We start from the raw sequence: 17488 nt of genomic DNA on the forward strand, positions 1-17488 counted from the left end.
TGATCACGGCCGGAACCGAGCTGCGAAAGGGTTTTCGAACTTTCCTGCTCGAGGCACAGTCTGCCTGATCCGGGGTGTTGCTCCCACCACCCCCGAACGGCGAGTGCCGTTTACCACACCCCACCGGGTAGCCATCCGCACGGGTATGTTGGAACGGATGCCCGTGGATCCAGCCGCGAACGAACCGCCCCCCGAAAGCACCGATTCGCTGGCCGAGCTACTGCGTGCCCGCGACGACCGGCAGCTGCTCGCGCTGCTGCGTTCGCGGCCGGACCTGGCGACCCCGCCTCCTACGGACTCCGCGGTACTCGCGGCACGCGCGACGGTGCGTTCCTCGGTCACGCGCGCCTGCGAGGATCTGGACTCGTTCAGCCTGAATGTGCTGGAGGCCCTGGTGCTGCTGGACGCCGACGAGCGAAGCGTGTCGCTGGAGCGGCTCACCGGTTTCTTCGGCGGCGAGGCCACTCGGGAACAGCTGCGGTCACGAGTCGATCCGCTGCGGGAGCGCGCCCTGGTGTGGGGGCCGGACGAGGCGCTCCGCACCGCGGTCACGGTGCGGGAAACCATCGGCGCCCACCCCGCGGGGCTGGGGGCCGAACTCGACGGACTGTCCGAACAACGCGCCCGCGAGGTCCTGGCGGAACTCGACGACGAGGAGCGCGGCGTCGTGAGCAAACTCGCGGGTGATTCCCCGATCGGGCGCACGGGGCAGGCCAAACCCGGCGCGGAGCGTTCGGACACCCCGATCGGTCGGCTGCTGCTTCGCGGTCTGCTGCTCCGGCGGGACGAGAACACCGTCGAACTTCCCCGCGAGCTCGGGCTCGCCGCACGAGGCGACCGCCCGATGGGAAACGTGGCGACGACGGAACCGGTGCCGGAACTCGACGAGCACGGCCAACAGCGCATCAACGGCACGGCCGCCGGTGAGGCGCTGGAGTTGAACCGCCACGTCGAGCTGTTGCTGGAGAGCTGGGGACAGGAGCCTCCGGACGTGCTGCGTTCCGGCGGAGTGGGGGTGCGTGACGTCCGCGAGCTGGCCAGGAAGCTGGAGAGCGACGAGACGCGCGCCGCGCTGGTGGTGGAGCTGGCCGTTGGGACCGGGCTGATCGACACCAGCCCCGATGAGGATCCGCAGTGGGTTCCGACGGTGCAGGCCGATGTGTGGTTGGCCGCCTCCCCGGAACACCGCTGGGCGCTGCTGGCCGGCTCCTGGCTGGAACTGCCCCGGTTGCCCGGGCTGATCGGTTCGCGTGACGCGCGGGATAGACTGCTTGGGCCCCTGTCCGAGGGACTGCGCCGTTCCTCGGCGCCCCGGGACCGGCGGCGCGTGCTGGAGTTGCTGGACGAACAGCCCGGCGGATGGGGATTCCGGCGGGAGGACGACGTGGCCGCCGTACTCGCCTGGCGCGCGCCGCGACGCGGCGGCTCGATGCGCGATGAACTTGTGGCCTGGACTCTTCGGGAGGCGAGGGCGCTGGGGATCGTCGCGCTCGGGGGACTTTCCTCGGCCGGGCGTGCGTTGCTGACCGGCGACGAGAGCGCTGCTGCCGGGGTGATGGCCGCGGCGATCCCGGAACCGGTCGATCACGTGCTGGTGCAGGCCGATCTGACCGTGGTGGCGCCGGGCAGGTTGGAACCGGAGCTGGCCACCGAGCTGAACCTGGTGGCCGACGTGGAGTCGGCGGGCAGCGCCACGGTGTACCGGGTGAGCGAGTCGAGCGTCCGGCGAGCGCTCGACGCCGGGCGCAGCAGCGAACAGCTGCGGGAACTGTTCGAACAGCGTTCCCGCACTCCGGTGCCGCAGGGGCTGACCTACCTCATCGACGACACGGCCCGCAGGCACGGCAAACTGCGCGCGGGAACGACTTCGTCCTTTCTGCGCTGCGACGATCCCGTGGTACTCACCGAGGTTCTCGGCAAGCAGCAGCTGGCCCACCTGGGGTTGCGCCGGATCGCCCCGACCGTGCTGATCAGTCCACTGCCGCTGGAGGAGCTCGTCGACGAGCTGCGCGGCAACGGGTACGCGCCGGTGGCGGAGAGCGCCGACGGCGGGGTGCTGGACCTGAGTCGGGGACCGCAGCGGATCAAGGGCCGGGGCAGGTACGGCGGAGCACGCGGCGAACCGAGCAATTCCACCCGCCCGGACGAGCAGCAGCTCACCGAACGGGTGCGCACCCTGCGGGCGGGGGATCAAGCAGCCGCCACCCGGGGCAACACCATCACCCCCGAGCGCGGCAGGCCCAGCGCGAACGCGACGCTGGAACTGCTGCGGGAGGCGGCGCGCCAGAGCCACAGCGTGTGGCTGGGTTTCGTGGACGCCCAGGGCGGGGCGACGCAGCGGATCGTGCGGCCGGTGAGCGTCGGCGGCGGCGTGTTGCAGGGATTCGACTCCACCCGCGATGAGCTGGGTGACTTCCCGCTGCACCGGATCACCTCGGTGGCGGTGGTCGAGCGGTGAGCAGCTCGTCCGAGGAGCCCGCGGCGGAACTCGCGTGATCGGACACGCCCCGGCCCGTGGTCGACACCTCCGCAGTGAGGGATCGCTCCGGCGGGGCACCGACGCGGCGAACCGAGCTCGCGGAACTCGGCTCACGTACCGGGATGTCCGGCCGGGCGGGCCGAACCACCGGCCACCGGGGAGGGCGAACCGATCAGCTCTGCGAGGTCGCCATCCGCTGCCGCATCGCGTGCTGCACGAGCGTGATCAGGGTGTTCTTGGTGGACTCCTTGTCCCTGGCGTCGCATCCCAGGATCGGCACGGATTCGTCGATGGTCAGCGCCTCCCGCACGTCCTCGAGGCGGTGGTGCAGCACCCCGTCGAAGGTGTTGACCGCCACCACGTAGGGCAGCTGACGATCGTCGAAGAAATCGATCGAGGCGAAGGCATCGGCGAGACGGCGGGTGTCCACGAGCACCACCGCGCCGATGGCGCCCCGGACCAAGTCGTCCCACATGAACCAGAAGCGGTGCTGGCCGGGGGTTCCGAACAGATACAGGATCAGCTCGGAATCCAACGAGACCCTGCCGAAGTCCATGGCGACCGTGGTGGTCACCTTGCCCGGCGTGGCCGTGAGGTCGTCGACCCCGACGCTGGCCTCGGTCATGACCGCTTCGGTGGTCAACGGGAGGATCTCGGAGACCGATCCGACCAGGGTCGTCTTGCCGACCCCGAAACCACCGGCGACCACGATCTTCGTCGAGGTCTTTCCACCACCGTCTCCACCGTTCATCGCGTGGGGATCAGAGCCTGCGAAGCCCACTGAGCACCCTTTCCAAGAACTCCATGGACGGCCGGTCGCCCACGACCATTCCACTATCGTGAATCTCGACCAGGCCGAGACTGGCCATATCGCCGATCAGCACTCGCACCACTCCCAGCGGAAGCCGTAGGTGCGCCGAGATCTCGGCGATCGAACGGGCATCCGTGCACAGGCCACAGATCGACCGGTGTTCCGGTGTGGCCTGAGCACTCTGCGTGCGACCTCGCTCGCTGGTCGAGACCAGGGTCTCGATCGCGAGTTCGTAGTCGCTCCGGGTACGCCCGCGTGTCCGGGCGTACGGCCGCATCAGCGAGCCTTCTTCCTCCGTGTCCTCGCCCGAGGTGCCGTCCTGTCCCGGGATGGAGGGCATCGAGGAGGAAATCGACGGCATGGACTGCGACAGCGGTGACATCGGCTGCGAAATGGACGGCATGGACATCGGGCCGCCGCCCGAAGCGTCCTTACCGCCGCGCGAACCCTGGCCGGAGGCGGCTTCGCCGTACTCCGAGCGGTAGTCGGAGCCGAAGAGATCCGCACCCGGCCCGCCGAAGAGTCCACGCTGGTACTCCTCGGTACTGGCGGCTTCGCCGCCACGCGGCGTGTGCTGCCCTCCGGCGCCCCCCTCCGGAGCTTCACCGAGGAAGTCCTGCTGCCAGTCGTCACCCATCCGTTGGCTGTAGAGCCGGAACAGGTCCCCGTCCCAGTTCGGGTTGGCCCCCTCGCTCATCATGAGCTCCCAACGTCAGCCTCGGCTGATCTCATCGACCCATACCCTGCAACTGAGCGCGCAGCTCAGGGGTGAGCTGTCGTCCGACACGCTCCACCAACAGGGTCATCTCGTAAGCCACCAGACCGATGTCGGCATTGGGCGCGGCCAACACCGCCAGGCAGGATCCGTCACTGATCGACATCAGGAACAGGTAGCCCTGTTCCATCTCGACGACCGTCTGGGTGACGTCACCCGCCTCGAAACAACGCGCGGCGCCTTGGGTAAGACTGACCAGCCCTGACGCGACGGCGGACAACTGCTCCGCACGGTCTCGGGGCAGACCCTGCGATCCTGCGAGCAACAGACCGTCCGCGGAGACCACGACAGAGTGCGCCACGCCGGGTACCCGACGCACGAAGTCGGTGATCAGCCAACTGAAGCTGTTGCTGCTCATGGGTTGTTGGGCGGACCCGGTCACTCCTGCTCCTCGGGACGGCTCGGAATCGAGCGGGACTGTTCGGTCGACTCTGGTTCGACCTTTGCGTGCCTACCACGTCGCACGCCTTGCTGGAAATTGGACATTCTGCCACGGACGGCCGAAGCCGACCGGGGCACTGCCGGTTTGCCAGGTGGCGGCGACTGGTGTTCTGTCGCCGAGCCCGGAACAAGATTCGACTTCGGTTTGCGCTTGGGCAATCCCGCCGAGGTTTGTTCCTGTTCCTGCTCGGTCTGCTGTACGAGGGCTTCGGCGGCCTCCCATCCGGCGTCGCCTGCACCCCATCCCGGGTCCTCGCCCGATTGACGGGCGTCGGCCACCCGGTTGCGTTGTTCGCGTGTGGCAGCCCTGCGGCCGGAGAAGGCGCGCATAGCGGTTTCCGAGCTGTTGGAACCGCCGCCGTCGGCCGCGGGTTCGGGCTCCGGTGCGGTGGCGGACCTGCCGGGTTCCTCGGGCGGTACCCGCCGTTCGTACCCCTCGGGCTGGGCGGGCCGCGAAGACGGCTCACGCTGCCCGGCCGAATCAGGAACGCTCGGTTGGGAACCATTCCGCGACTCGCCTCCGGTAACACCAGCATCGAGATCGCCACCAGACGATACCGTGTGGTTCATACCATTACGTCGCGAGTCACCGCCATGATCACCGGTGAACGTGGAACGTCCCGGCCAACCGATCGCGTCGTCGACCAGCTCGGAGTCGGAGGGCAGTTCGGAGTTGTTCTCCAGAGCGGAACGCCCCGTAGCAGCGGGTTCCGCGTCGTCCTCACGGAACCACTGCGAGAGCACCGCTTCGTAGATGGGCAGCCGTTCGGTCGGGGTGTCGTCCATCTCCGGCGCACCCGAGTCGGAACCGAGTCCGACAGCGGGTACCTGCTCGGTGATGCCGGTGTCCCCCATGGCTCCGGACGGCCCCGCGTCGGCGGGCTCGTCCTCCGACGCTGGGCCGGGCCAGGACATGTGCTCGGTCTTCTGCGACTCGAACGGACTGTGGAACAGGTCAGGAGAATCCCCCAGCCCCGGAGGCGCGGCGCACTGCCCCTCGTACTCGTCCTCGTGCTCGCCCGGAAAGTCCGATTCGGCCACTCGGGACGACTCGTCCGGGCCGGGCCAACCCACCGTGGGTTGGTCATCGCGGCGACGTTCCGGTTCGTCCGGATAACCACGCGATTCGGAATCGTTCTCCCAGCGCGGCACCTCGGTGACTCCGTAGGCGTCCCCCGAGGACAACCGCACCGAATAGTTCGGAGTCTCCGGCGGTTCCGAATCCGGTGACCAGGACTCCGGCTGTTCCGCCGGCCACGGGGTCCGCGTGGTCGATTCCGCCTCCAGCGCCGCCGGGCTGTCCGGGGCGGAGTCGCGTTCGTCGAGTTCCGGGGAGTTCGAGGGGAACTGCTGGTGATAGCCGTTGTTGGCCTGCGGTTGGTCGAACTGGGCCGCACGCTCGGCACCGCCGAACGCCGCGGCGAGCCCGGCGTTGGAGCCGGTCTCGCCCATGCCGTCCCGCGACTGCTCGCGCGGCATGTCGGGCATCGGCATGGGGCCGTTCGGGGTGAGCTGCACGATCAGCTCGCCCGGCAACCGGACGGTGGCGGTGGCGCCGCCCTCGAGGTCACCGTTGTTCTGCAGTTCGACCGTGACGTGGTGCCTACGCGCGAGCTGACCGACGACGTAGAGGCCCATTCGCCGCGAGACCGCCACGTCGATGTCCGGCGGGCGAACCAACCGGTCGTTGATCTCGTCGAGCTGCTCCGCGTCGACACCCACACCGCGGTCACGGATCTCCAGCACGAGCTCCTGCCTGCGATAGGCGGTGCGCACGGTGACCTCGGTGTCCGGGTTGGAGTAGACGGTGGCGTTCTCCAGCAGCTCCGCGATGAGGTGCACGATGTCGTTGACCACGCGCCCCTGCATCGCCAACTCGGGCGTCTCCCCGATGACCACCCGCGCGTACTGCTCCACCTCGGAGACGGAAGCGCCGATGACCTCGCTGAGCGGTACCGGGCGCACCGTCCGGCGGGTCAGATCGGTGCCGCCGAGAACGAGCAGGTTCTCGTTGTTGCGGCGCATCCGGGTGGCGAGGTGGTCCAGTTCGAACAGCTGGCTGAGCTGGTCCGGGTCCTGTTCGTCCTGTTCCAGCCGGTCGATCAGCGACAGTTGGCGCTGCACCAGCGTCTGGCTGCGACGTGCCAGGTTGACGAACAAGTCGTTGACGTTGTTGCGCAGCAGGGCCTGTTCGGAGGCCAGGCGCAGCGCCTGCGCGTGCACCGCGTCGAAGGAACGCGCCACCCTGCCGATCTCCTCGGTGGTGTGCACCGGGATCGGGTCGATGCGGCTGCGCTCGCCCAGGTCCGGATTGTCGTCCTCGAGGATGGACTCGACTGCCTCCGGGAGCCGGTTGTCGGCCACGTTCAGCGCGGAACGCCGCAGTGTGCGCAGCGGCAGCAGCAGTGAACGCGCCACTATGAGGGCGATGGCGAACGCCGCGATCAACACGAGGAGTACCAGCACCACCACGACATAGGTCTGGGTGCGAGCGGCGCCGGCGAGCTGGTCCGCCTCGTTCTGCAGCTGCTGCCGGAGTTCCGACTCAACCTGGTAGGTGAGGTTCACCGCCTGCGTCGCGGTACGCATCCACTCCTGGGCGTTTATATCGTCCAGCCCCTCACCCTGCTGAGCCTGCACGATGGCAGTTTCTTGCAGGTCACGAGCCTGGCCGACCGCGAGCCCCGAGACGGTGTCGTTGTAGCGCTGAACCTGGGCGTTGGTGGCGCGCTTGCGGAACTCCTCCAGCGCGGCCTCCATGCTCGCGTCGGTGGCGAGCAGCTGCCGCTGGCCACCGATGCCGAACTCGCCGCTCTCCAACGCCGAGAGCAGTCTGGCGCGTTTGACCGATTCCTGCTCCTTGACCCGGGACAGCGCGTTCGTAGCCCGGTAGAGCCGAACAACACCCTCGTTGTTGATCCTGGTGACGGCGCGCTCCCCGAGCGCGATCAGGTTGTCCAGGGAGGCACTGTAGGCACGCAGCGCGGCCTTGGCCGGGTAGGCGGTCTCGTCGGTGACCGAGCGCAGCGCCTGCAGCCGGTCCAACCGGTTGACCGCTTGCTCGTAGGAGGAGGCAACAGCGGTGTTGCCCCGCTGGTTGGCCTCGTCGATCGCCGAGCGGAACCGTTCGACCGCGGCGTCCACGGCGTCGCGCTGCTCGGTGAGCTGGGAACGTTCGCCACCGCGTCCGGCCGCGATATAGGCCACCGTGAGGTCGCGCTCGCGCTGTAACTCGTGCACGACCTCGGCGGATCTGGTGTCCAGAGTGACCTGCTGCCGCATCCGGAGCAGTTGCTGGGTCTGGTTGTAGTCGGAGACGACCTGCAGCGCACCGAACACCAGCGCTGCCAGCGCCGGAACGAGCAGAACCACCAGCAGCTTGGTACGCAGGCGCCAGTTGCGCATCCGCAGCCCACCCGAGGGCCGCTCCTCGGAGTGATCGTCGACCGGACCGCTGCTGCCGTTCGCAGCGGGTGCATCCCCCGGCGCACCCGTTTCACTCGCGGTCGCGGTTTCCGCACCCGTCATCAATGGGTGTGAACCCGCTGACCCCGTCCCGGTCGACCGATCGGGGCCTTTGTTTCCTCCGGCCACTCGTGGCTTCCTCATTCCGACAGTTACGGGCACGTGTCGTCTCCGCAGTGCGGACAGTCGACACCGAAAACACGGAAAGTGCAGCTCAGGGGATGGTCGTCACCCTGACATCCCGAACGCACCACCCTTGGAGCCGGGGCTGCGCGACTCCTACGGGCGGCCTCAGCGTACTGGCGCGCACCACGATCGGGAAAGTGGGGCGCTATACGTACCGTTATTCACACTATTGCCAGGATTAGACCTTTAGAGGGTAATCACCGGGTTAGATCGGCACAGCGAGCTACCTCTCACCCTTTACTGTGAGATAAAACACACCTGGGAGCGCGAGCGCCTGAGATCAATCGCACTTGTTATGCGAAAGAGATTCATTGTTCGCACTGTGTGTCCAAATAGCTCATTGAGTATCGCTCGTATGGTGGTGTAATTATTGAGCTGTTGACTCTTAGTACCGGAACCGTGAAAGTAATGAGCTGTTCGCCGTCCCGTTCAGATCACCCGAAAGAGCATTGCTGACCATGGTTCGACCTGTTACGCGCGGCGGCCCCAGCGGCCGCTCACTGTCCCGGAGAGCGCTGGCGCTCGCTGCCGGAATCGGCCTGTTCCTGACCTCCGGCTGCGGTCTGCTGAGCGGCTCGGAAGGCAACGAGGACACGAACTCCGGGATGACCACCATCAACCTGGGCACCATGCCCGCGGTTGACGTGGCGCCACTGCAACTGGCCAAGAACAAGGGCTACTTCGCCGAAGAGGGGCTGAAGATCAACACCAGCACCATCGCCGGTGGTGCGCAAGGAATCCCGAAGATCGCCAGTGGTGAGCTGGACGTCACCTTCGGCAACTGGGTCTCGTTCATCCGGGCCAAGCAGCAGGACAAGGTGGACGTCAAGGCCATCTCGGACGCCTACCAGGCCACCAAGGGCACCTTCCTGCTGATGCACATGCCGGACGGCTCGGTGCAGCAGCCCGCCGACCTCGAGGGCAAGAAGGTGGCCGTGAACACCCGGGCCAACCTCAACGAACTCACCGCGGTGAGCGCGCTGGAGACCCGAGGGGTCGACACCAGCAAGATCGAGTTCGTCACGATGGACTTCCCGGACATGCCCTCCGCACTGGAGCGGGGCGATGTCGCCGCGGCCTCGGTGATCGAACCCTTCATCTCCCGCGCCAACCAGCTCGGCGCGGAGACCCTGCTGGACCAGGCCTCCGGCCCGACCGCGAACATGCCGATCGCGGGTTACGCCGCCACCAGCCAGTGGGTCGAGCAGAACTCCGAAGCCGCCGCCAAGTTCCAGCGCGTGATGTCGAAGGCCCAGGCCGAGGCCAACGGGGATCGCAACACGGTCGAGGAACTGCTGCCGCAGTACACCAAGATCAAGCCCAAGACGGCCTCGCTGGTCACGATCGGCACCTACCCGTCGACACTCGAAGCCAGCAGGCTCAAGAGCGTCGTGAGCCTGATGGAGAACAACGGGGAGCTCCCGGCGAACCAGTTCGACATCAAGACGATGCTCTACCAGGCACCCGAGAGCAACGAGTGACCTGAGGACGAGCAACGAAGCCGGGCCGCCGAACGCGGCCCGGCATTTGCTTGCCGCTCGACTGATCGAGGTTTTCCGCCCGGGAGGGCGAGGCGTTCGCCGGGCCGAAGCTCCCGGCGGGAGCGACTCGTAACAGTGTCCCGGATCGACGGATCCCGGCCAAACCATCGGAACCAGTCAGGAAATCATGCGTAACACCTTACGCGCGCTGATCGGGGTCGCCGTCTTTCTCGTGATTTGCGAGATCGTCGGCCGTTCCGGTCTGGCGCCACAGCAGTATCTCCCACCTCCGTCCACCGTGCTGCAGGAACTCGTGCGGATGCTCGGCGAGCAGGACTTCCTGCGCGACGTGGTCGCCACCGTCCTGGCATGGCTGATCGCGCTGTTCTGCTGCGCTGTGATCGCCGTGCCCGGCGGGCTGTTGCTCGGCAGCGTGCCGTTGCTGCGCACCGCGGTGACGGCACTGATCGAATTCCTTCGCCCCGTACCCTCGGTCGCGCTGATCCCGCTGGTGGTGGTCGTGGCGGCGGGCAGTCCCGCGGGCAAGATCTTTCTAGCAGTCTACGCCGGTCTGTGGCCACTGTTGTTCAACACGATCTACGCCATCGGTGAGATCGACGACCAGTTGCTCGAGTCCGCCCGGGCGTTCCGGATCTCGCGAACGCAGGTGCTGCTGCGTGTGAAGCTGCCCAACGTGATCCCGTTCGTGTTCACCGGTCTGCGACTGTCCGCGAGCACCGCACTGATCGTGCTGATCAGCGCCGAGATGCTCATGGGCAGCAACGGGGGAATCGGCCACTACATCTACCTGGCCAGCAGCGGTGCGGGCCGGATGGATCAGGTACTGGCGGGAACCCTGGTCGCGGGCGTGTTCGGCTACCTGATCAACGCGGGCATGGCCGGCGCGCAACGGAAGTGGATCACCTGGGCCCCGGCGGGAGGAACATCATGAGCACCGAAGGAACCAGGGTCCGCGCTCGTGGTCGGCTGACCGGGGCCGCGCTGCAACTCACGGTACTGATCGTGTGCGTGCTGCTTTGGCAGCTGATCACCGTCGGCGGTGACAACACGTTCTTCCCCACCCCGTTCCAGATCGTCACCAGGACCTGGGAACTGTGGTTCAGCGGTGGGATCGGCACGCTCTTCCTGACCGAAGCCGCGTTCGACGACGTGCTGCCCAGCATCGGCAGGTTGCTGCTCGGATGGCTGATCGCCGGAGTCGGCGGAGTGGCTCTCGGCCTGGCGCTGGGGCGTTCGCGCAACGCGCTCGCCTACGTGGGGCCGCTGTTGTCCTTCGCGCGGTCCATCCCGCCCCCGGCGCTGCTGCCGGTGTTCATGGTGCTGTTCAGCATCGGCTTCAAAATGCAGCTGGCCACGATCGTCTTCGGCTGCGTGTGGCCGATCCTGCTCAACAGCGCCGACGGCGCGCGTTCGGTGGACGTCACCAAGACCGAGACCGCTCGCGCCTTCCGGATATCCCGTCCGCTCTGGTTCGGCTCGGTGGTGCTTCCCAGCGCCGTGCCGAAGATCTTCGCGGGTCTGCGGATCAGCCTCTCGCTGGCGCTGATCATGATGGTGATCTCGGAGCTGGTCGGAGCCAGCGACGGCCTGGGCCACGCGATGGTGCTGGCGCGCGACCAACTCGACTACGAACAGCTCTGGGGCGGAATCGTACTCATCGGCGTTCTCGGCTACGTGCTGAACGCGATCCTCTCGGCTGTCGAGAGCCGTGTCCTCAAGGCGGTGCCGCAATGACCAACACCCCGACAGTGGAGCAATCCGAACCGATAACCGACAGGAGCGACACCGTGCCGAAGATGCTGGAAGTCACGGGGTTGGGCCACACCTACGCGGGCAGTCAACAGCACACCGCGATCGGCGACGTGTCCTTCGACGTGGAGTCGGGCCAGTTGGCCTGCATCGTCGGCCCCTCGGGATGCGGCAAGTCGACGCTGCTGCGCTGCCTCGCCTCCCTGATCGCGCCGAGTCGCGGCGAGGTGCGGATGCACGGCGACCTGGTGCGAGGTGTGCCGGAGGACCTGGCTGTGGTCTTCCAGGACTACAGCCGCTCGCTTTTTCCGTGGATGAGTGTGCGCGGCAACATCGAGTTCCCGCTGCGCTCCCGCGGTATCGGCAAGTCCGAGCGCCGGGAACGGGCGGAACAGACGCTGCGATGGGTGGGACTGGCCGGTTCGGAACGCAAGTATCCCTGGCAGCTCTCCGGCGGCATGCAGCAGCGCGTTGCCATCGCCCGGGCACTGGCCTGCCGTCCCGCGCTGTTGCTGATGGACGAGCCGTTCGCCTCGGTGGACGCGCAGACCAGGTTCGAGCTCGAGGACCTGCTGCTGCAGGTGCGCAAGGAGCAGGACACGACGATTCTGCTGGTCACCCACGACATCGACGAGAGCGTGTACCTCAGCGACCGGGTGTTGGTGCTCTCGAAGTCCCCGGCCTCCATAGTGGCCGATCTGCCGGTCGAACTCGGTGAGGATCGCGACCAGATCAGTACGCGCGAATCGGAGACTTTCGTTCAGCTGCGTGGCGAGATAGCCAGGCTGTTGCGAAACCGCGAGCAGCAGGCCGACTCGGACGGTTCCGCGACCAACCGCGAACCGAGCACCGAGGCCGGGGAGACCGGCGAGACCGGCGACGAACGTGGTTCCGGGGAAGCTCCGCAAGCCCCGGCCGATCGAACCGGGGACACGACGCCGGATACCGACACGGACTCGACTTCGACGGCGGACTCGTCCGGTGAGGCCGAACCGGACTCCGGGGCGACCCTGGACTCCGAGACGGCACCGGAGCAGGCCGAGGAACGACCCCGGACGGAAGAATCCGCTCACGAGGAAGAACCGGACTCCCGCACGGAATCGGCCGAGGCCGGTGAGGCGGATTCGGGAACGGACGCGGCTTCCGAAACCGAGGCGAGTTCCAGGACCGCGGCGGTGTCGGAAACCGAGGGTGGGGAGTCCGAACCGGAATCGGCCGACTCCACGGCGGAATCGGCGGTGCGCGAGTCGCGCTGACCCGTCCCGGACACGAGGATCCGTCCGCCACCGAGCGGTGGCGGACGGATCCGGTCACCCGATGGCGCCCGAGAACGCGCCGCCGGTATCGAACGAGCCGCCGCGAGCTCGTTCGCGGGAGTGGTCCGACCCGGTACTTCAGCCCTTACCGTTGATTTCCTTCATGCACACCGTGCGGGCGGGCTCGGGGTAGATCGCGTAGTAGGAACCGGGAGCGCAGACGGCCTTGTCGGCCTTGTCGGCGACCTTGGTGACGTTCCGGGTGGCGTTTTCGGACTCGCAGTCGACCTTGGTGTCCAGGTGCTGCTTGTCCTGCATCCACAGACAGTCCCCGACGGTGACGTCCATGACCATGCAGTAGACGTCGCTCTCGATGGTCAGCACCTCGTAAGCCCGATTATCGGAGCAGCTCTCGTCGGTGAGGTGTTTGACGATCTTGTAGTCCGAGGCCTGGGACCCGCACGCGACCTTCTCCTCCTCGAAGCTCTGCAGGCTCGCGTCGACCAGGTCGATACAGTCACCCTTCTCGAGGTTCGGTCCCGTGAAGCCCGAGACCGCTTCGGTGATGTTCGACCGTAGCGGTCCGAGAGCGAACGTCCCGAGAACTCCGAGCAGCACCGCCACGCCGAGCGTGGTGAGTGTGATCACCAGCGGTTTACGCGCCTTGCCCTCCCCTGCTTCGGAGGTGGGCTGCTCTTCCTCGGCTTCGAGGGCGGGCTCCGCTGCTGCCCGCTGCTCTTCGGGCGGTTCCGCCGGATCGGGTGGTTGCGATGGAGTACTCACGCCGTCCTCTTCGATAGCTTTCACTCTTTCGGACGAAGAAGGTACTGGAGTCTGCGACATGCCGGGAGCTCGTTTTCCGGCGAACCGGACAAGTGTTGTGGCAATGGAATCTCACCGCAACAGGAGTTTTGTCCCCCGCACCGCCGCACGCGGAACGAACTCGCGAAGCCGTCGCGCTCCCCGTTTCCGCGGGAGCGGGCGCCGGTCCCACGAGAGATCGACATCCACTCCACCGGCCACCTCGACGGGTACCGTGGTGCGCGACACTGTGGCACGCTCCCTCGGCGGTGGAATACTCGACGGTCGGCAACCCGTTGCGTCGGTGGTGTCCCCGCCGCGCACACCAGCACCGATCCAGTTCAGCCAGGAGCGAGCACGTGACCGACGGACCGCTGATCGTCCAATCGGACAAGACCATCCTGCTGGAGGTAGATCACCCCGGGGCCGAGCAGGCCCGAACCGCGATCGCACCGTTCGCCGAATTGGAACGCGCACCGGAACACGTCCACACCTACCGGGTAACCCCGCTCGCGCTCTGGAACGCGCGGGCCGCGGGGCACGACCCCGAGCAGGTGGTCGACGCGTTGGTCAACAACTCCAGGTACCCGGTTCCGCAGCCGCTGCTCGTCGACATCGTCGAGACGATGGGGCGTTACGGCAGGCTGGAGCTGTCCAACGACCCGGCGCACGGCCTGGTGCTGACGGCGCGTGATCGTGCCGTGCTCGAAGAGGTGCTTCGCAGCAAGAAAGTCAAACCCATGGTGGGGTCACGCCTGGACGACGACACCGTGGTGGTGCATCCCAGCGAACGCGGCAGGCTCAAGCAGACCCTGCTCAAACTGGGATGGCCCGCCGAGGACCTGGCGGGTTACGTGGACGGCGAGGCCCACGCGATCTCGCTGCGGCAGCACGGCTGGCAACTGCGTGACTACCAGCGGCAGGCCGTGGACTCCTTCTGGGCAGGGGGCTCGGGAGTGGTGGTGCTGCCCTGCGGCGCCGGTAAGACGCTGGTCGGCGCGGCGGCCATGGCGGAGGCGGGGGCGACCACGCTGATCCTGGTCACCAACACGGTCGCCGGGCGACAGTGGAAGCGCGAGCTGGTGGAACGAACCTCGCTGACCGAGGACGAGATCGGCGAGTACTCCGGTGAGCAGAAGGAGATCCGGCCGGTCACCATCGCCACTTACCAGGTGATAACCCGCAAGTCCAAGGGCGAGTACCAGCACCTCGACCTGTTCGAGTCCCGGGACTGGGGCCTGATCGTCTACGACGAGGTGCACCTGCTTCCCGCGCCGGTGTTCCGAATGACCGCCGATCTCCAGTCCAGGCGTCGCCTCGGCCTGACCGCCACCCTCGTGCGGGAGGACGGACGGGAGAGCGACGTGTTCTCGCTGATCGGCCCCAAGCGGTTCGACGCGCCGTGGAAGGACATCGAGGCGCAGGGCTGGATCGCGCCCGCCGACTGCGTCGAGGTGCGCGTGACGCTGACCGAGAACGAACGCCTCGAGTACGCCACCGCCGAGGCCGAGGAACGCTACAAGGTGTGTGCCACCGCACGTACCAAGGCGTCGGTGGTACGGGCCATCCTGGATCAGCACCCCGGCGAGCCCGCGCTCGTCATCGGGGCCTACCTGGAACAACTGCACGAGCTGGGCCAGGAGCTGGACGCCCCGATCATCGAGGGCTCGACCAGGAACAGGGAGCGCGAGGCCCTCTACGACTCCTTCCGGCGCGGTGAGATCAACCGGCTGGTGGTATCCAAGGTCGCCAACTTCTCCATCGACCTCCCGGAGGCCTCGGTGGCCGTGCAGGTGTCCGGCACGTTCGGTTCACGGCAGGAGGAGGCCCAACGGCTGGGCAGACTGCTGCGGCCGAAGACGGAAGGTGGCCAGGCACACTTCTACTCGGTGGTTGCCAGGGACACCCTGGACACCGACTACGCTGCACACCGGCAACGCTTCCTCACCGAACAGGGCTATGCCTACCGGATAGTGGACTCCGAGGACCTGCTGGGCCCGACCGTTCCCGATGTGGACGGGTGAGAGGCGATTGCCCCGCTCCTGGGGGCGCGGGGTACGGCTCGTGGTGAGCCGGTCCCGCTTCGACGCCCGTAGTTGGACACCACCGCAGGCGGAGGATGCTGGAGGGCCAGGATGAGCACCGGGAACGACGCGACACCCACGATAGGCGGGGCTCACCGCTTCGTCGGGTTGGCCGAGAACCTGGAACGGTACGCGGGAACACCGTCCGAGGCGGAACCACCGAACGTGCACGGCCCCGATCGTGGCTACGGTCTGGTGTTTTTCCACCTGGAAAAATACCACCTCAGCTCCGTGATCAGTTCCGGGCTGCGTTTCCAACCGATCGGTGCCGAGCCCGCGCAGGAACTGGCGTGCACGGTCTACCGGGAACAGGCCGAGGCGGCCCGGTACCTGGTGGACATCTCGGCGGAGCTGTTGGTACGGAACGGGACTCACCTGGTGCCGGACCAGCTCGTGCCGAACGACAAACCGCTGCTGGCCGGGACCGAGTTCCACGCGCTGCTGGCGGGTGGGCACCCACTCTTCCCTCCCGAGTTCACCCGGTTCACCGACGCGCAGGGGGTGGAACAGCTGCAGGTGTTCACGCTGCTGCCGGTCACCCTGGGTGAACTGAACTTCGCGCTCGACCGGGGCGTCGCGGCGCTGCGGCAGCAGTGGGCACGCTTCGAGGTCGACGTCTTCGACATCGGCAGGCCGAGCGTGGCCTGACCCCGACCACACCGCCCGGCGGTGACCACCGCCGACGGTGTGGTGTTGACTCCAACCCCGTGCCCGGGTTGGTACGCACGTGCCAGGATCGAAGTCATGTGCTCCACCGATGACGAACTCGACCTGGCCGAGCTCGACGCGGTACGCGTCTACAGTCTGCCGATGCGTACGAGGTTTCGGGGAGTCACGACCAGACAGGGCGTGCTGCTCAGCGGGCCCGCGGGCTGGGGGGAGTTCTGCCCGTTCGAGGACTACTCGGACGTGGATTCCGCACCCTGGCTGCGCGCCGCCCTGGAGAGTTGCTTCGAGAGCTGGCCCGAGCCGCGGCGGGACGCCGTGCCGGTCAACTGCACCGTTCCGGCCGTGGATCCGGAGCGGGCGCACCGGATCGTGGCGGACTCCGGTTGTCGTACCGCGAAGGTCAAGGTGGCCGAAACGGGACAGCCGGAGTCGGCCGACATCGAACGGTTGGTGGCGGTGCGGGCCGCGCTGGGCAGCTCCGGGGCCGTCCGGGTGGACGCCAACGCCGCCTGGGACATCGACACGGCGGTGCGGCGGATACGAGAGCTCGACCGCGCCGCTTCCGGCCTGGAGTACGTCGAACAGCCCTGCCCCACGGTGCCGGAGCTGGCGGCCGTACGGCGGCGGGTGGACGTGCGCATCGCGGTGGATGAATCGATTCGGCGGGCGGCGGACCCGCTGCGGGTGGCGGTCGCGGAGGCGGCCGATGTGGCGGTGATCAAGGCGACCCCGCTGGGCGGGGTCCGACGCGCGCTCCGGGTGGCCGAGGCCTGCGGACTTCCCTGCGTGGTCTCCTCCGCGGTGGAGAGCAGCGTGGGGTTGGCCGCTCAGCTCGCCCTAGCCGGGGCACTCCCGGAGCTGCCCTTCGCCTGCGGTCTCGGCACGGTGGCCCTGCTGGAAGGCGACATGGTCAGCGACTCCCTGCTACCGGTGAACGGGTGGCTTCCGGTACCGCGACGCGCCCCCACCCCCTCCCCCGCACTGGTCGCCGCGGCCACGCCTCCGGCGGAGACGCAGCACCGCTGGCTGGACCGGTTGCGCCGGGTGCACGACGTCATGCCGCGTCACGATGTCGAGGAATCGGAATAACCGAATTTCCGGAAGCGGGTGAGATCCGCTCCGCGGAACTGACGAAACGCGCGAAAACGGCGGGAAAGGTCGAATTCCCGGCTCGGATACGACGAAACCGCCGCGCGTCTTCCGCCGTGTGCGATAACCTCTGGCAACCGCACGACGGCGACACCGGGATTTCGGCTTCCCCGAACATCGC

The 17488-nt window shown here is 67.4% G+C and carries 12 protein-coding genes and 1 pseudogene; 8 read left to right on the top strand and 5 right to left on the bottom strand.

Annotation, left to right across the window (positions count from 1 at the left end):
- The first annotated feature begins 157 nt into the window (after nt 1-157).
- Nucleotides 158-2458, top strand: a complete 2301-nt coding sequence (locus BLR41_RS14505) for a helicase-associated domain-containing protein (protein ID WP_245694238.1) — start codon at nt 158-160, stop codon at nt 2456-2458.
- 193 nt (nt 2459-2651) lie between these two features.
- On the opposite strand, the gene BLR41_RS14510 is transcribed toward BLR41_RS14505, so the two are convergent.
- From BLR41_RS14510 to BLR41_RS14525, 4 genes are read right to left on the bottom strand one after another with little or no spacing between them, the layout of a single operon-like run.
- Nucleotides 2652-3260, bottom strand: coding sequence for a GTP-binding protein (locus tag BLR41_RS14510; RefSeq protein ID WP_092628936.1), 609 nt, complete (start codon nt 3258-3260; stop codon nt 2652-2654).
- Entirely contained in the window at nt 3241-3987 is a 747-nt protein-coding gene (locus BLR41_RS14515; protein ID WP_092629219.1) for a DUF742 domain-containing protein, read from the bottom strand. Before BLR41_RS14515 ends, BLR41_RS14510 begins: the two co-directional genes overlap by 20 nt.
- Nucleotides 3988-4018: 31 nt before the next feature.
- Nucleotides 4019-4447 carry a roadblock/LC7 domain-containing protein gene (locus BLR41_RS14520; RefSeq protein ID WP_092628937.1) on the bottom strand — a complete coding sequence of 143 codons (429 nt, stop codon included), beginning with the start codon at nt 4445-4447 and terminating at the stop codon, nt 4019-4021.
- Nucleotides 4444-8034: a sensor histidine kinase gene (locus tag BLR41_RS14525; protein ID WP_176797992.1), complete on the bottom strand. Its 3591-nt coding sequence runs from the start codon at nt 8032-8034 to the stop codon at nt 4444-4446. Before BLR41_RS14525 ends, BLR41_RS14520 begins: the two co-directional genes overlap by 4 nt.
- Before the next feature lie 581 nt (nt 8035-8615).
- Here BLR41_RS14525 and BLR41_RS14530 point away from each other — a divergent pair.
- From BLR41_RS14530 to BLR41_RS23870, 4 genes and pseudogenes are all read left to right on the top strand, one after another.
- Nucleotides 8616-9638 carry an ABC transporter substrate-binding protein gene (locus tag BLR41_RS14530; protein WP_245694240.1) on the top strand — a complete coding sequence of 341 codons (1023 nt, stop codon included), beginning with the start codon at nt 8616-8618 and terminating at the stop codon, nt 9636-9638.
- A 187-nt stretch (nt 9639-9825) separates the two neighbouring features.
- Nucleotides 9826-10590 (top strand): ABC transporter permease, encoded by a 765-nt coding sequence (locus tag BLR41_RS14535; RefSeq protein WP_092628941.1) that lies wholly within the window; start codon nt 9826-9828, stop codon nt 10588-10590.
- Complete coding sequence (locus tag BLR41_RS14540; protein ID WP_092628943.1) at nt 10587-11393, top strand: ABC transporter permease; 807 nt, start codon at nt 10587-10589, stop codon at nt 11391-11393. Before BLR41_RS14535 ends, BLR41_RS14540 begins: the two co-directional genes overlap by 4 nt.
- A gap of 53 nt (nt 11394-11446) precedes the next feature.
- Nucleotides 11447-12280 (top strand): annotated as a pseudogene (locus tag BLR41_RS23870) (ABC transporter ATP-binding protein); the annotation flags it as partial.
- A gap of 522 nt (nt 12281-12802) precedes the next feature.
- On the opposite strand, the gene BLR41_RS14550 reads toward BLR41_RS23870, so the two are convergent.
- Nucleotides 12803-13447, bottom strand: coding sequence for a hypothetical protein (locus BLR41_RS14550; RefSeq protein ID WP_092628944.1), 645 nt, complete (start codon nt 13445-13447; stop codon nt 12803-12805).
- 377 nt (nt 13448-13824) lie between these two features.
- Between BLR41_RS14550 and BLR41_RS14555 the strand changes: the two genes are divergently transcribed.
- From BLR41_RS14555 to BLR41_RS14565, 3 genes are all read left to right on the top strand, one after another.
- Complete coding sequence (locus BLR41_RS14555; RefSeq protein ID WP_092628945.1) at nt 13825-15489, top strand: DNA repair helicase XPB; 1665 nt, start codon at nt 13825-13827, stop codon at nt 15487-15489.
- Between the two features lie 111 nt (nt 15490-15600).
- Nucleotides 15601-16197: a suppressor of fused domain protein gene (locus BLR41_RS14560; RefSeq protein ID WP_092628947.1), complete on the top strand. Its 597-nt coding sequence runs from the start codon at nt 15601-15603 to the stop codon at nt 16195-16197.
- Nucleotides 16198-16293: 96 nt separating this feature from the next.
- Nucleotides 16294-17307, top strand: coding sequence for an o-succinylbenzoate synthase (locus BLR41_RS14565; protein WP_092629221.1), 1014 nt, complete (start codon nt 16294-16296; stop codon nt 17305-17307).
- The last annotated feature ends 181 nt before the right edge of the window (nt 17308-17488 follow it).

This window comes from Actinopolyspora mzabensis (assembly GCF_900101095.1).
Lineage (GTDB): Bacteria > Actinomycetota > Actinomycetes > Mycobacteriales > Pseudonocardiaceae > Actinopolyspora > Actinopolyspora mzabensis.